Origin of the sequence: Novosphingobium sp. BL-52-GroH, from assembly GCF_044813085.1 — a bacterium.
In the GTDB taxonomy this organism is placed as follows: Bacteria; Pseudomonadota; Alphaproteobacteria; order Sphingomonadales; family Sphingomonadaceae; genus Novosphingobium.
This window is the reverse complement of the sequence record NZ_CP171149.1, coordinates 45123-57056: the sequence shown is the minus strand read 5'-3', so window position 1 is coordinate 57056 and position 11934 is coordinate 45123. Positions and strand designations below refer to the sequence as shown.

Below are 11934 nucleotides of genomic sequence, written 5' to 3'. Positions count from 1 at the left end.
ACGGTTCAGACCCCCAGCTCGCGGCGTTGCTCGATCACGCGCCAATCGGGCTCCTTGAACACGCCCTCGAACATCTCCCGCACACTGGGCTTGGATTTCCCCAGTGTACCCACTGCTTCGGCCTGCTTGACCGCGGCCTTGACCGCCTCGTCCAGCTCGGCGGTCAGCGCATCGTGCCGCCCCTGATCCCACTCCCCCAGCAGGACCAGATGCTGCTTCAGCCGCTCGACCGGATCGCCCAGCGGCCAGTGTTCCGCTTCTTCCACCGGCCGGTACTTCGTGGGGTCGTCGCTGGTTGAATGGCCGGCGGCGCGATAGGTGAAGAACTCGATCAGCGTCGCACCATGATTGGTCCGCGCGCGGTCCGCGGCCCATTGGGTCGCCGCCCAGACCGCCAGGAAATCATTGCCGTCCACACGCAGGCCGGGAAGGCCGTAAGCGAGCGCCTTGGCAGCGAAGGTCGTTTCGTTGGCGCCTGCAATTCCCGCGAAGCTGGAGATCGCCCACTGGTTGTTGGTGACGCACAGGATGCAAGGCGCCCGGTAGACCGAAGCGAACGTCAACGCCTCGTGGAAGTCGCCCTCAGCCGTGGTACCCTCGCCGATATAGGCCAAGGCGATCTTGTCGTCGCGCTTGTACGCGGACGCCATCGCCCAGCCCACGGCATGACCGAAGCGGCTGCCGACATTGCCGGACAGGGAATAGAAGCCATAGGCGCGCGCCGAATAGAGGATCGGCAGTTGGCGCCCTTTCAGCGGATCCTCCGCGTTCGAGAAGATTTGGTTCACCATGGCAGTCAGCGGATAATCCCGCGCGTGCAGCCAGCTCATGACGCGATAGGTCGGAAAGCACATATCGCCTGGGCTGAGCGCCAGCGACTGCGCCGCGCCGATGGCCTCTTCCCCAGTGGACTTCATGTAGAAGCTGGTCTTGCCCTGCCGGTGCGCGCGGAACAGCCGTTCATCGAACGCGCGAGTCAGCAGCATAGCCCGCAGCCCCTTGCGCAGGACCTCAGGCGTCAGGCCGGGGTTCCACGGGCCAACTGCTTCGCCCGCTTCGTCCAGAACCCGGATCAACGTGTAGGGCAAGTCGCGCATCTCCGCCTCATCAGACGCGCTGTCCGGCCGCCGAACGAGACCCGCGGGCGGTATTGCGACATGGTCGAACGTCACCGGGTCACCCGGCCGCGCGGGCGGTTGGGGTATGTGCAGTTCCAGCCGAGGCAGATTCATATGGCGGGTGTCCGGTTTTTGCGGCTGCCCCATAGTGCCATGCGAAGGCAGGCATATCTTTGCCAATTTCGCGACATGGATGCCATTCTGAGCAAAGTTATCCTATCATGCCAACCTCATGTAGGATGTTTGTTCCAAAGATGATTCGAGGTGGATATGGATGAGATGGACCGGAAACTGCTGCGCCATCTACAGCATGACCCTGACCTGTCCGTCGCGGCCCTCGCGGAAAAGGTGGGGCTTTCGCACACACCCTGCTGGCGCCGGCTCAAGCGGATGGAAGCCGACGGGATAATTCTGGGGCGCGCATTGTTGCTCGATCCACGCCGTCTCGGTCTGGGGGTGGATGTCTTTGCCCATGTCCGTCTCAAAATGCATGACGAGCAGACACTGGAAGCGCTTGAAAGGGAAACGCTGGAGCATCCCCAGATAGTCGAATGCTTCTCGATGAGCGGCGAGTGCGATTACGTGATGCGCGTGGTGGTAGGCAGCATCGACGACTATGAGCGTTTCCTCAAAAAGGTTCTGCTCCATCTGCCTGGCGTGGCATCGATCAATTCCAGCTTCGCGCTACAGCGCGTCAAGATGACGACCGCCCTCCCCGTGTGAGACGATTACAGCGTTACAATGGCGAGGGCTGGAAGGGGACGGCGCAACGCCCCCTTCCCTACGGGTCAGAACCTGTAACCCACGCGCAATCCATAGGTGCGCGGCGGCAAGTAGCTCATCTGGATGGGCGCGCCCTGGAGGACGCTGCCGACCAACCCGCCGACAGCGACGTCAGCATCCGCCAGATTACGCACGAAACCGGCCACGCTCCATCTCTCGTCAGACGTGCGGTATGTGACAAATGCGTTCATCACGTCATAGCCTCTGCCGCTGAACTGCGGCTGGTTGAACGCATCGAAAAATACCGGGCCGGAGAAGGTATATTCGCCGCGCAGGGTAATGCCGCCGTCGAACGCCGGTATCTCGTATTGGGCCGCCACGAATCCCGAATGCTTGGCCGCCTGCGCCAACCGGTTGCCCGATAGATCGAGCACGCCCAGCGACCGCCGGTTGGGATCCGTGGTGCGATAGTCCGAATAGGTCGCATCAAGCAGCGAGCCGTTTGCCTCGATCGTGAAGCGACGCGTCGGACGGATTGTGACCTCCGCCTCCAGCCCGTTCACCTTCGCGCTCGCCGCATTGGTGACAACCGACACCAGCCCCTGAATGAAGCCGACCTGCAAGTCGGTATAATCGTAATGGAAGACGGAGATATTGGTCCGAAGCGACCCGTCCAGCCAGGTCGCCTTCACGCCCGCCTCATAGCTCCAGATCGTCTCCGGCCGGAACGCGGGGGTTTTCGCGCCGACTGCGTAGCCGCCACTCTTAAAGCCACGTTGCACGCTCGCATAAAGGAGGATGTCCCGCGCCGCTTTGTAGTCGATGCTGAGCTTGGGCGTGAACGAATGGAACTTCGCTGTTGATGGCCCCGCCACCGCATCATCACGCAGTACGCGGTTTGGCAGCGTCCCGGTGGCCTCGTACACCAGCGCCTTCTTTTCTTCGGTATAGCGGCCACCGGCTGTAATACCGATCCAGTCGGTCAGTTTGTACGTAGCCTGGCCGAAAACGGCGTAGGAATTGGTTTCCAAAATGCCGACCTGATCGTTGTTGAACAGGTTGATCGACGGGATCGAGCCGAAACCGTTGGCGAAATTATGCTCGAAGAAATAATAGCCGCCCAATACCCAGTTCAGCCGCGGCATGGTGCCGACCAGCTGCAGTTCCTGTGACCAGCTATGCCCATCCTCATTGCGGCCGACACGCGCCACATAGAGGTTTGTGCCATCGCCGTCGTTATACCAGTAATATTTGTTGCTGCGATAGCCTGTGATAGACCGGACCAGAATCCGGTCATTCAGATTCCATTCGACATTGGCCGAAGCGCCCCAGAATGTGCGTTTATTGATCGTATCCTGATCGAGATTGACATCCTGCTTGCCGGGCGCGCTCGCTCCCAGCACGACGCTCGTTGCGACGTAGGGGCCCTCGAAATGTGGGGTAAAGAAGCTGTCGTTCTGATGATAATAGTCCGCGCTCAAATCGATGCGCAAATCCGCCACGGGTTCGATGCGTATCCGCGCGCGCATGGCACGGGTCTTCAGGTCGTTGACGTCCCTACCGTTGGCGAGGTTCTTCCCGTATCCGTCATGGTCGTCGGTACGGAAAGCGATGCGCGCCGACACTCCGTCCGCGATCGGCCCGCCCACGGCGCCTTCGACGGTCAGCGCGTTGAAATTGCCATAGCTGGCGTCGATGTAGCCGTTCAGCGTATCGCCTGGCGCGTGGGTGATGATATTGACGGCGCCTCCGGTTGCATTGCGGCCATATAGCGTCCCCTGCGGTCCGCGCGCCACTTCCACCCGCTCAAGGTCATAGAAATTCGCGATCGCAGCGGCGGGACGGGACACGTAGACACCGTCAGTATGCACGGCCACGCCGGGATCCGCGCCGGCGGTCGCAATCTCGAACCCGATGCCGCGAATGGTGATGACCCCTGACGCACGGCGTTGCTGCACGTTCACACTGGGAATGGTCGCAGTGAAATCCTGAAGATTGGAGACGGCCCGCGCCTGCAGGCTTTCTCCCGAAACGGCGGAAATCGCGATTGGCACGTCCTGCAGCCGTTCCGACCGGCGTTGCGCCGTCACGATGATGTCGCCCTCCGCCTCACCGGCCTGCTTCGCGGCAGCAGCGCCCGTGGGCGTCGCATCCTGCGCCCAAACGGCCGTCGCTGGCAGACACAGCGCAAGGACCAACAGCGACGCGCTGCGAAATTCTCGATAATGCATGTCTTCCTCCCCCTCATGGTGCGGTATATCCACATCGTCCATTGTCGTAAGCTGCTGGGAGGAAAGGCGCTTCGTCGCCTGCCTCCTCTCCGGGGCCCGATAAAAAGATCACCCCCTCGCGAACCTGAAGGCGCGCGTGCCGACTTTACGATGCCTTTCTGACATCCGATTATGATTATGTCATCAAAATATCTTTTCCGATTTTGGCGGTAAGCTGATAAAGCGCGATGCGCCGGGAGTGACGATGGATTTACACATGTCCGCTCCAACGAAATGGGAAGTTCGATATGAAACTATGCCGGGTTTTCGCGGAGGGCGCGCCTTTCTGGGGAATTGCCCGCGATTCCGGGCAGGTCGATCTGATCGACGGTCCACTTGAGGCCTGGGCCCCCGATCTGGTTGCGAGTCGGTTCACTCGTTCCCCGCCGTTGACCGGGCAGAGCGTCCCGCTTGACGGGGCGGGGCTCCTGGCGCCGATCGACCGGGTGAACAAGGTCGTGATCGCGGGCGCCAATTACCGCAAGCATGTCGCGGAATTCGGGCTCGATGCCGATACGCCGCCGGTCGCCTTCCTGAAACCCTATGATGCGCTGACCGGCCCCCATGATGCGATCCGCTATCCGCCTGTCACCGCGCAACTCGACTACGAAGTGGAGTTGGTCGCGGTAGTCGGCCGCCTGCTTGCCGAAGCGCCCACGCCAGGAGAAGCGATCCTGGGCTATACCATCGGCAACGACGTCTCCGCGCGCGACCTGCAAAAGGGCACGCCGGGCATCGGCATGGACTTTTTGGGTGGCAAAGGGCTGGACGCCACCACGCCGGTCGGCCCGTGGATCGTCACCCGCGATGAATTCGGCGACGCGTCGCCCGATCTGCGCATGACTTTGTCAGTGAACGGCGAGGGGCGGCAGGACGGTCGGTCCTGCGAGATGACGTTCGACGTGCCGCGCCTGCTCGCCTTCGTGAACACGCGCACGACGATGCGGCCGGGCGACATCCTTTTCACGGGCACACCCACGGGCGTCGGCCAGGCCAGTGGACGGTTCCTGCAGGACGGCGACCGGATAGAGGCGTCGATCGAGGGCATCGGCACGCAGCGCAACATTGTGCGCAAGTTCACCGGGGAATCGCCGCATGGCTGATGCTCCCGCCCCCCGTATCCGCCCGCTGCCCCCGCAAGAGGCACGCGGCGGCGCGGCCAAGGCGCTCGCCTCGCCGGTCGGCGACATGACCATCTTCCGAATACTCGCCCATGCGCAGACCAACATCGTTCCCGTCATGAAACTGGGCGGCGCGATATTGAGCGATCAGCAGCTGGACGCGCGCAGCCGCGAGTTGATGCTGCTGGCCTTGTTCGCGCTGGAGGGGGGCCGCTATGAGTGGGCACAGCATGTCGAGATCGCGCTGGACGCAGGCATCACCGAACAGGAAATCACCGGCATCCAGCGTGGCGATTTCCAATCCGGTTTTTCACCGCGCGATCAGGCATTACTGAAATTCACGGAAACTCTCATTAGTCATCCGAATGTTCCTGGTAATATATTCAGTACCGTTCGCGAATTTCTTGACGAACGCGAGATAATCGAAGCAATAATTGCCATCGGCTACTACATGATGCTCGTGCGCCTTACGGAATCGGTTGATCTGGGTGCCGAGGCCGTCAACGGCCGGAACGTGATCTTGTCGCTGGCGGACAGGCCCTTGTTAGCGCCGGCCGCGAGCAAATAGCCGATCAAGCGCAGAACGGTGCGCTTCATGGGAGAGAAAGGACAGCATATGCTCGACGAGGTGTCGCCACGCCTTCAAGACGGCACCTCATTCGATGACCTGATCGATGTCGACATGCACGAGGTGTCATTGCGACATTGCGTGACCATGAAGTCCATCAATTCGAAATGGAACGCGTTTTATGACGACCCCGGCTACCGCAAGATTTCGGGCGAGCGCCGTGATCTGCTGCGCCGCTTGGACGAGGCCAAATGGTAGATCGTCCGGCGCGAGATCATCCTCGACCAGACGGTGATCAGCATTTCCAATCTGGCCATCGTCCTCTGACGGACGCCATATGCAGGCACTGGGTCGACGGCCCGCCCAAACAGGAGCAACGACATTGACGGATTTTACACGGCCCCTGAACGGAAAGCGGGCGCTGGTGAGTGGCGCCGGGGCGATGGACGGCATCGGCTACACGACGGCGCGCACCCTTGCACAGGCTGGCGCGCGCGTCGCAATCGCCGATATCTCCGCCGACGGGCTCGCCCAGGTTGCCGCAAAATTGGCGATCGATGGCCTCGAAACGCTGCAAATCCCGCTCGACATTTCGGATGAGGCCGCCGTCATCGCAGCGATGCAGCAAGTGAAGGCCCAGTTCGGCGGGCTTGATATCCTCGACAATAATGCCGCGAGCCAAGGTCAACAGGGCGACCGACTGATCGGCGACATGTCCACGGAGCTTTGGGACCGCATCTTCGCCGTGAATGCGCGCGGCACGATGCTCATGTGCAAGCATGCCTTGCCGCTGATGATCGAAGGCGGCGGCGGGGCCATCGTCAACATCAGTTCGGGGACCGCCCATGCCGGTGACCTGTTCGCCACTGCCTATGCCGCATCGAAGGGCGCGGTGAACACGCTGACCCGCTATATCGCGACGCAATATGGCGCGCAGGGCATCCGATGCAACGCGATCGCGCCGGGCCTGGTGATGACCGGAAAGCTACGCGAGAACATCCCGCCGCCAATGCTCGATATCTTCCTCGCGCATAGCCTGAACCAAAGGGTGAGCGAGGCCACGGATATCGCCAACGCCGTCCTATTCCTCGCCTCGGATGCCGCGCGGATGATTACTGGGCACATCCTTCCAGTCGATGGTGGTTTCTATGCCCACATCCCGACAGTGCCGCAGACGGTGGCGCTCTTTTCGGGGCAATAGGCTCGCGTCGGGAGATTGTCTTTGAAACTCTTGCGTAACATCCTGGCCTGCGCGACCGCGAGCCTATCGCTGACCTCGGTAGAACCCGTCATGGCCCGGAGTGGGTCGCCGGCCGCCGCAGCGCGGCCGGATGTTTCGGCTCAGCGGGCTGCGATGAGAGCCCTCGCCTTCCTCCATGGCCGCTGGGTCGGCACGGCGACGACGTATCAGTCCGATGGCAGTACCGTCACATCGCTCAGCATGGATGTGATCACGCCGCTGATGGACGGCGAATTGCTCGCCATTGCCGGGTCATCCTATGCCCCCGGCGCGACGCTGGACGATGCCCCTGTGATGCAAAATTACGGCATCCTCCATTTCGACGACCGCCACGCCACACTTGCCCTCACTTCTTTCGCCATGGGATCTCAACTGCGCGGAGAAGGGCGGATCGTGGCGGCCGGGCATGCCGAATGGCTGATGCCTTCGCCGGTCGGCACGCTCCGCTTCACGGTGACGGCGCAAGGTGGCGATGGATGGCATGAGTTGATCGCCGTCGCCCAGGACGATGGCAAGAACTGGCGCCCCTATGTCGAGATCGCCTTTCGCCGCCTACCGTAAGTAGCCGGAGTCGATCCGCCCTGCTGGGCGTCAGGCATCCTGCTCCACCGCGCGATGCGTCACCGCCCATCGCACCAGCGCATCGATCACCGGCTGCAGGCTTTCGGATCGCTCCGTCAGAGAATATTCGACGCGTGGGGGAACTTCCGCAAAGACGACCCTTGATACCAGCCCGTCCTGCTCCAGCTCCCGTAGACAGTTGGTCAGCATATGCTGGCTGATGCCATCGACAGCGCGCTTCAACTCGCCGAAACGGTGGGTCCGCAAATAGAGGTGCCACATGATCTCCAGTTTCCATTTGCCGGACAGCAGCCCAAGCGCATAACGCAATTCCGCGTGCATCCGCGAAGGGTCGATCTCGACTCCTCCAATAGTCACATTTTCCATGCTAATAGGCATAAATCCATCCTACTTGCCGGCTTGTTACCATTGGTTATCACCCTGTGTGACAAGTGCAATGGGAGCAAGACGATGGACGTCAGCGCATGGCTGGAGCGCCCGCTGCAACACGCCAGTTTCGTATTCTTCGGGGGGGGGGGCGGCAGGATCGGCCGGGCTACGGCGCATGCACCTGCCACACGCGGCGCTTATATCGCGATCGTCGTCCGCGGTTAAGCCGAAGGTGAAGCATGTGCAGCTGAAATGCGGGCCGCCGGCACGTCCAGCGCAGTGTTCATCAAGGTGGACCTCTCGACCCTCGCCGGCATGGAGGCGGCCGCTGGTCACGTGATCGAATGGCGTCACGCGCTGCATGGCGGTCTGCACACCGCCATGGCGACTTTCGATGCCAAGACGCTGGCCGCCGATCGATTGGAATGCGCCTTTGCGCTGCAATGTATGGCGCGCGCCGTACCCAACCGAAAGCTCGCGCTCGCGCTCGCTGCGACGGGCGACGGACGCATCGTTCGTATTGCCGGCAATGGGCCACCACGTTCATGCCCGACCTGGATGACCTCGAGTTCGAGCGGCGGAAATGGTCTTTTTCAAATCTGTTCTCGGCACCCATGTTCTCGGTTTCCTGTATCTTCAGGAAGCTGCGCGTCGTTTCACTGCCCCGCCGGTATGGGTGGAAGCCGCTTGCATCAAGTTGACCAAGACCAAGGCGATGACGGATCGTCAGATGCTGCTCAGCATGCGGTTGATGGGCAAGTTCGGCGCGTGCCCCGAAGATGCCGCCGTCAATGCCATCCGCCTGCTCACATCCCGAACCCCCGAAGTGCCCTCCGGCAGCATCGTGCGCAATCCAGGTAAATCATCCCCGAACCGATAGCACCAGACCCCGGCAAGGGTGCGCGGGGAGGCCAGGCGGCTAGGCTGCGACCTTCCCGTCCTTCACAGGCCGCAACGCGGGGCCGGATCCGGTGGCGCTGGAATCGAGCGGACGGACGGTGGTCCCCACCATCGGTCCCACAACCTTATGCCCCCAGGTGGATAGCGCCGTCGGATTGACCTCGAACCCGACATTGGCCTCGATCCAGGGATGCTCCTCCCATAGGCACTCGACCGGAAACTGGCCGGGCGTGAAATGATAAAAGGAAATGATAGGGTCGTTGGTGTGGCGGCCCAGCGTCATCTGCATCTTCAGTTCGCGCTCGATCACGCGGTCCTGCGTGATACCGACATCGTCCAGCGCATTGAACGCGAGCCCTAGATGCTGCAACCCTTTGTGACCCGGCACGTAGGCGTAGGCGATCGAGTGGCTCCGGCCGTTGAGCGGCGTCCGCAGGAAGGTCATGTTCGTGCCGCCGAAGCCGTAGCCGAACCATTCGAAGCCTAGGATGCCGATGAAGAACTCGTCGATCACCTCCAGCGGTTGCGGCGAAATCAGCACGACATGGCCCAACCCGTCGGGTCCGGCCGCAAATCCCTTGTGCCCGCGGCGAGGACTGGTGAACGAGTCCGGGTGCCAGCGCTGGCCGTAGAAGATCTCGTGCTGATAGCCCGCGGGATCCTTGAACCGGGCAACTTCGCGCACGCCGCGCAGCTTGACGAGATTCGCGTCGCCCAGCTCGAACGGGACGTTTCGCTCGCCAAGGCGCTGGAGCACCTGGCGATAGGCGGTACGGTCCTTCGCTTCCCAGCCGATATATTCGATGTCGTCCAGTTCAGCCGGCCGGATCGCAATCCGATGCTCGCGATCGTCCATTCGCAGGTACAGGGTTTCGGGATCATAGCCGGCCCGCGTCTCCGCGACTTCCATACCCAGAACTGCGGTCGCGTAGTCGCGCCAGGCCTCGACCGACGGGCTCGACAATCCGAGATAGCCCAATCCAAGAATATCCATGTCAGCTCTCCAATATACCGCCGGTTACACCGCCACGACGGGGTTGCGCAGCGATCCGATCAGATCGTTGCGGATTTCGACGATGGTGCCGTCGCGCAGCAGCACTGGTGGCTTGCGTGCGAGGCCGACGCCGGGGGGCGAGCCGGTGGTAACGACGTCACCCGGCCGGAACTGGAACTGGCGGGAATAATGCGCGATCAGCCATGGGATCGAAAAGATGAAATCGCTGGTGTCGCCATGCTGCATCTCATTCCCGTCCACGATCGTGGTGAACGTGACCGCGTGCGGATCCGTCATCTCGTCGGTAGTCACGATCGTAGGCCCAAGTGGCGCGAATGTGGGAAAGGACTTGCCAAGGGTGTTCGACATCACGGCCTGATTGGCCTCGGTCGTGTTCTTCGCCTTGCCGATATCCATCGCCCAGTCACGCGCCGACACGTCATTTGTCAGCGTATAGCCCAATACATAGTCCATGGCCTGGGCTTCGCTCACTTCATGGCAGTGGCGGCCGAAAACGAAACAGAATTCCCCTTCATAGTCGACCCAGTCGGGATGCGCGCGCGGCAGCCGGATCGGCGAATTCGGCCCGATCACCGACCCGCTATATTTGATGAACGCGCCCGGCCGCGTCGGTAGCTCGGCGTCGAACTCGCGCAGATGCGCCCTGTAGTTGGTCCCACAGGATAGCATCAGGCCGGGCCAGGGAATCGGCGCCTGCAGCCTGACCTCGGCTGCGGGCCGGATGGCGCCTATATCCCGCAGGCGGTCGCCATCGGCCCCTCCCGCGCGATCCACCACACGCCGGACCAGGCCCAGCCCCTCATCCTCGGCGGACAGGATGGCGCGCCAGCTTCGCGGGAGCAGGCGCGCGCCAGGAACGATCGCCGCGGCTGCGACGAGGTCCAGCACGTCCCCGTCCATGAGCACGCCCGCATGTCCGTCGGAATGATTATCGATTGTTACCAGCTTCAATTCGCTCTCCCAATCCGGTGCGCCCCGGTCGACGGCTGACGCAATGGTCGCGACGTCGGGCATCTGGGCGTCACTCTACGTCGCATCGGCGCTTCGTCAAGAAAATTAACTCAATTGAGTTATTCTGACGAACGTCCTACGTTGCCTTCACAAGATGACAAGCATGAAGGAGAAATGCTGATGACTGATACGGATGTGCTCGTCCGCAACGAAAGCGCGGTACGCGCCTTTCTGGACGGTATGGAACGGCAGGACGAGGCGCTCGTCCGTTCCGGTCTCCACGACGATGTCATTCTCCGGCTGCCACGGCCTGGCCTGGCGCATCGCACAATCGAAGGCGGCGACAATCTCGCCCGGTTCGTCACCGAGCTGAGCCAGACCGTCTATGTCGAACCCCAGGCTTCCACGGACATGCTGCTGGTGTCGCAAACGCACGCCGTAGCGGAATGGCGGCTTCGCGCAAAGCTGGTCCACGGCGGCGATTATGACCAGTTCTACTGCTGGACATTCGATCTCGCCGACGGCGCCATTACCGAAATCCGCGAATATATCGACACCGCCTATGGCATGGAAAAGAACGGCCAAGTCGGCCGCCCCGCGATCGAACGGCACAGTTGATCGCGCCATGGCCGGGCGCGGGTCAGATACCGCAGCGAAGCGCGACGGCTCGCGCCCGGTCGATGATTTCGGCCTTGCGGACGGGATCGGCGGGGCCGGCCATTCTTGCGGGCAGAGGCGCGGTGTCGAGCAGTTTGTCGTCGCCCATGGGCCGCCCCACGAACAGGAAATGCGTGTGACGGGCATTGTCCCCCAGATGAGCGGCGGCGACGAAATCGAACCGCTCATCCTCAACGATCGCCCGGCTGATTTCTCGAACGAACGGCCCCAGCGTCGCGGCCGCCGATTCCGAAATTGTTGCCAGCCCGGCATCGTGCGTGTTGGTCATCAACATGAAGGCACCTGGCACATGGCCGAGCGCGACGATCGTCCATTCCCGGCCACGATGGATCAGCTCGCTGCTCTGGCCGCTCGCCATGCCGCACACATGGCAATCATGCATATCACTCATTCCTGCTT

General features: G+C 61.9%; 14 protein-coding genes. 8 read left to right on the top strand and 6 right to left on the bottom strand.

Features of this window, described 5'->3' with window-relative positions; all coding sequences use genetic code 11:
* Window positions 1-5: 5 nt before the first annotated feature.
* Window positions 6-1232 (bottom strand): thiamine pyrophosphate-dependent enzyme, encoded by a 1227-nt coding sequence (locus ACFFDA_RS00300; protein WP_404478310.1) that lies wholly within the window; start codon window positions 1230-1232, stop codon window positions 6-8.
* Window positions 1233-1397: 165 nt separating this feature from the next.
* On the opposite strand from ACFFDA_RS00300, the gene ACFFDA_RS00295 reads away from it, so the two are divergent.
* On the top strand, window positions 1398-1841 hold the full coding sequence (locus tag ACFFDA_RS00295; RefSeq protein ID WP_404477600.1) for an Lrp/AsnC family transcriptional regulator: 444 nt from the start codon (window positions 1398-1400) through the stop codon (window positions 1839-1841).
* A 65-nt stretch (window positions 1842-1906) separates the two neighbouring features.
* Here ACFFDA_RS00295 and ACFFDA_RS00290 read toward each other — a convergent pair whose 3' ends face one another.
* Complete coding sequence (locus ACFFDA_RS00290) at window positions 1907-4114, bottom strand: TonB-dependent receptor (RefSeq protein WP_404477599.1); 2208 nt, start codon at window positions 4112-4114, stop codon at window positions 1907-1909.
* Between the two features lie 245 nt (window positions 4115-4359).
* Here ACFFDA_RS00290 and ACFFDA_RS00285 point away from each other — a divergent pair, with 245 nt between their 5' ends.
* The 5 genes from ACFFDA_RS00285 (at window position 4360) to ACFFDA_RS00265 (ending at window position 7601) form a co-directional block, all read left to right on the top strand.
* A complete protein-coding gene (locus ACFFDA_RS00285) occupies window positions 4360-5214 on the top strand; it encodes a fumarylacetoacetate hydrolase family protein (RefSeq protein WP_404477597.1) in 855 nt (284 codons plus the stop codon).
* Window positions 5207-5800, top strand: coding sequence for a carboxymuconolactone decarboxylase family protein (locus ACFFDA_RS00280; RefSeq protein ID WP_404477594.1), 594 nt, complete (start codon window positions 5207-5209; stop codon window positions 5798-5800). Before ACFFDA_RS00285 ends, ACFFDA_RS00280 begins: the two co-directional genes overlap by 8 nt.
* Before the next feature lie 48 nt (window positions 5801-5848).
* Entirely contained in the window at window positions 5849-6058 is a 210-nt protein-coding gene (locus ACFFDA_RS00275) for a hypothetical protein (protein ID WP_404477593.1), read from the top strand.
* Window positions 6059-6242: 184 nt separating this feature from the next.
* Entirely contained in the window at window positions 6243-7001 is a 759-nt protein-coding gene (locus tag ACFFDA_RS00270) for an SDR family NAD(P)-dependent oxidoreductase (protein WP_404477591.1), read from the top strand.
* A 153-nt stretch (window positions 7002-7154) separates the two neighbouring features.
* On the top strand, window positions 7155-7601 hold the full coding sequence (locus ACFFDA_RS00265) for a hypothetical protein (protein ID WP_404477589.1): 447 nt from the start codon (window positions 7155-7157) through the stop codon (window positions 7599-7601).
* A gap of 30 nt (window positions 7602-7631) precedes the next feature.
* Here ACFFDA_RS00265 and ACFFDA_RS00260 read toward each other — a convergent pair whose 3' ends face one another.
* The gene (locus tag ACFFDA_RS00260) at window positions 7632-8000 is read right to left on the bottom strand and encodes a winged helix-turn-helix transcriptional regulator (RefSeq protein ID WP_404477588.1); all 369 of its coding nucleotides are present in this window, start codon (window positions 7998-8000) and stop codon (window positions 7632-7634) included.
* A gap of 574 nt (window positions 8001-8574) precedes the next feature.
* Between ACFFDA_RS00260 and ACFFDA_RS00255 the strand changes: the two genes are divergently transcribed.
* Window positions 8575-8871, top strand: coding sequence for a hypothetical protein (locus ACFFDA_RS00255; RefSeq protein ID WP_404477586.1), 297 nt, complete (start codon window positions 8575-8577; stop codon window positions 8869-8871).
* A 39-nt stretch (window positions 8872-8910) separates the two neighbouring features.
* Here ACFFDA_RS00255 and ACFFDA_RS00250 read toward each other — a convergent pair whose 3' ends face one another.
* Together ACFFDA_RS00250 and ACFFDA_RS00245 are read right to left on the bottom strand one after the other, a co-directional pair.
* The gene (locus ACFFDA_RS00250) at window positions 8911-9885 is read right to left on the bottom strand and encodes a VOC family protein (protein ID WP_404477584.1); all 975 of its coding nucleotides are present in this window, start codon (window positions 9883-9885) and stop codon (window positions 8911-8913) included.
* Window positions 9886-9909: 24 nt separating this feature from the next.
* Window positions 9910-10920, bottom strand: a complete 1011-nt coding sequence (locus ACFFDA_RS00245) for a fumarylacetoacetate hydrolase family protein (RefSeq protein ID WP_404477581.1) — start codon at window positions 10918-10920, stop codon at window positions 9910-9912.
* A 51-nt stretch (window positions 10921-10971) separates the two neighbouring features.
* Here ACFFDA_RS00245 and ACFFDA_RS00240 point away from each other — a divergent pair, with 51 nt between their 5' ends.
* Window positions 10972-11475 (top strand): nuclear transport factor 2 family protein, encoded by a 504-nt coding sequence (locus ACFFDA_RS00240; RefSeq protein ID WP_404477579.1) that lies wholly within the window; start codon window positions 10972-10974, stop codon window positions 11473-11475.
* A gap of 22 nt (window positions 11476-11497) precedes the next feature.
* On the opposite strand, the gene ACFFDA_RS00235 is transcribed toward ACFFDA_RS00240, so the two are convergent.
* Window positions 11498-11893, bottom strand: coding sequence for a hypothetical protein (locus ACFFDA_RS00235; RefSeq protein ID WP_404477577.1), 396 nt, complete (start codon window positions 11891-11893; stop codon window positions 11498-11500).
* Between the last annotated feature and the right edge of the window lie 41 nt (window positions 11894-11934).

Excerpts from the sequence above, each read along its gene's own strand:
- ACFFDA_RS00300 (WP_404478310.1), bottom strand. The coding sequence starts at position 1,232 with ATGAATCTGCCTCGGCTGGAACTGCACATACCCCAACCGCCCGCGCGG.
- ACFFDA_RS00295 (WP_404477600.1), top strand. The coding sequence starts at position 1,398 with ATGGACCGGAAACTGCTGCGCCATCTACAGCATGACCCTGACCTGTCC.
- ACFFDA_RS00290 (WP_404477599.1), bottom strand. The coding sequence starts at position 4,114 with ATGGACGATGTGGATATACCGCACCATGAGGGGGAGGAAGACATGCAT.
- ACFFDA_RS00285 (WP_404477597.1), top strand. The coding sequence starts at position 4,360 with ATGAAACTATGCCGGGTTTTCGCGGAGGGCGCGCCTTTCTGGGGAATT.
- ACFFDA_RS00280 (WP_404477594.1), top strand. The coding sequence starts at position 5,207 with ATGGCTGATGCTCCCGCCCCCCGTATCCGCCCGCTGCCCCCGCAAGAG.
- ACFFDA_RS00275 (WP_404477593.1), top strand. The coding sequence starts at position 5,849 with ATGCTCGACGAGGTGTCGCCACGCCTTCAAGACGGCACCTCATTCGAT.
- ACFFDA_RS00270 (WP_404477591.1), top strand. The coding sequence starts at position 6,243 with ATGGACGGCATCGGCTACACGACGGCGCGCACCCTTGCACAGGCTGGC.
- ACFFDA_RS00265 (WP_404477589.1), top strand. The coding sequence starts at position 7,155 with ATGAGAGCCCTCGCCTTCCTCCATGGCCGCTGGGTCGGCACGGCGACG.
- ACFFDA_RS00260 (WP_404477588.1), bottom strand. The coding sequence starts at position 8,000 with ATGCCTATTAGCATGGAAAATGTGACTATTGGAGGAGTCGAGATCGAC.
- ACFFDA_RS00255 (WP_404477586.1), top strand. The coding sequence starts at position 8,575 with ATGGTCTTTTTCAAATCTGTTCTCGGCACCCATGTTCTCGGTTTCCTG.
- ACFFDA_RS00250 (WP_404477584.1), bottom strand. The coding sequence starts at position 9,885 with ATGGATATTCTTGGATTGGGCTATCTCGGATTGTCGAGCCCGTCGGTC.
- ACFFDA_RS00245 (WP_404477581.1), bottom strand. The coding sequence starts at position 10,920 with ATGCCCGACGTCGCGACCATTGCGTCAGCCGTCGACCGGGGCGCACCG.
- ACFFDA_RS00235 (WP_404477577.1), bottom strand. The coding sequence starts at position 11,893 with ATGGCGAGCGGCCAGAGCAGCGAGCTGATCCATCGTGGCCGGGAATGG.